The sequence below is a fragment of the Methylosinus sp. Ce-a6 genome (assembly GCF_009811655.1).
Taxonomy (GTDB): Bacteria; Pseudomonadota; Alphaproteobacteria; order Rhizobiales; family Beijerinckiaceae; genus Methylosinus.
On record NZ_BGJX01000080.1, the window covers coordinates 1 to 1,379 of the forward strand.

Genomic DNA, 1,379 nt, shown 5'->3' on the forward strand with positions numbered 1-1,379 from the left:
TCCGCTCTACGCCCGCGCCATTCTGCTTTGCGTATTCTGGGCGCTCGCAGGGCTGTGCATCGCTCGGCAGGGCGTCACTCGATTTCCGCGGGGCTTTGTCCAAACAACCGGGGCCGGCATTTCTGGATGCGGTCTCTGAAGAATAGGTGGACTCTGTGGCACGCAAGCAGCACGACTCCATTTGGTCAGGCGCCCGCGCCGAGGAATACGAGAGCGAGAACTATGACTGTGGCCTGAGTGGCTTCGTTCTGCGGCGTAGCCATGTCCTGATAGAAAAGCCATATTCGGCGACGCGAAAATTCGCCCGTGTCCTCGAGGTCGGGGCCGGGAGTGGCATTCACCTACGCTACGTGCGCCATCATTTCGATGAATACGTCATGACGGATGGCCAGGAGGACATGACCGCGCAACTGCAGCGGGCGGCGCTTCAATACGCGGACCCGAGGCTCACGCTTAGGACCGAAGACGCATGCGGGCTGAGCTTTGCCGACCAAAGCTTTGATCGCCTCATCGCAACCCACGTGCTCGAGCATTTGTCATCGCCGCACCTAGTGATCGAGGAGTGGCGCCGTGTTCTGAAGCCGGGTGGCGTGCTCAGCATCGTTCTTCCGTGCGATCCCGGCCTAGCGTGGCGACTCGGTCGCATGCTCGGGCCGCGCGCCGCGGCGCGCAGGCGCGGCCTCCACTACGACTACGTGATGGCGTTGGAGCACATTAATTCCATCACAAATCTGGTCGCTATCCTCCGTCACCACTTTGCCAACCGACAGGAATACTGGTGGCCGAGCCTAGTGTCGCAAACGGACGTCAACCTCATCTTCGCGGTGAATATAACGATATGAGCTTCCCTGCGACAAGCTACGCGCTGATAGCGGCCTGCGTCACGGCTCTTGCCGTTGGTCAGGTGCTTTTCAAGATTTGCAGTTCGCGTATCGGGGAGATTCTCGATCTCGTACGCGATGGCCCCACACTTGGCATTTTTCTACTAGCCCTGGCTATCTATGCGGCGTCGACGGTCGGCTGGATCATCGCGTTGAAGACGATTCCCCTCAATCAAGCGTATGTGTTGATGTCTGCCAGCTTCATCGCTGTGCCGATGATGAGCTACTTGGTGCTGGGCGAAAAGATCGCGCCTCAATTGGTCGTCGGCTCGGTCGTCATCTGCGTCGGAGTGATCATCGCTTCTGCCGATTGGTGAGCCGGGCTCGCTCCCTGCGGGACTTTATATACAGGCGGCTGACGAGGCTTTCTGTTGGCGTGTGAGAGACATCGAAGCGTAACCCTCCGCCGTGGCTTTCAATCACCCACAAGTAGCTGACTCAGTGGGCGGATTTGTGGAAGAAGAAAGTTGAATCGGATGAATCGGTTGTGATTCGTTA

General features: G+C 58.4%; 2 protein-coding genes. Both read left to right on the top strand.

The genetic code is table 11. From position 1 onward, the window contains the following. Positions 1 to 155: 155 nt before the first annotated feature. Complete coding sequence (locus Mspo_RS19380) at positions 156 to 842, top strand: class I SAM-dependent methyltransferase (RefSeq protein ID WP_159732923.1); 687 nt, start codon at positions 156 to 158, stop codon at positions 840 to 842. Then, positions 839 to 1,198 (top strand): EamA family transporter, encoded by a 360-nt coding sequence (locus Mspo_RS19385; RefSeq protein WP_159732925.1) that lies wholly within the window; start codon positions 839 to 841, stop codon positions 1,196 to 1,198. Before Mspo_RS19380 ends, Mspo_RS19385 begins: the two co-directional genes overlap by 4 nt. Positions 1,199 to 1,379: the final 181 nt, after the last annotated feature.

Coding starts and splice junctions, on each gene's coding strand:
- Mspo_RS19385 (WP_159732925.1), top strand. CDS start 839: ATGAGCTTCCCTGCGACAAGCTACGCGCTGATAGCGGCCTGCGTCACG.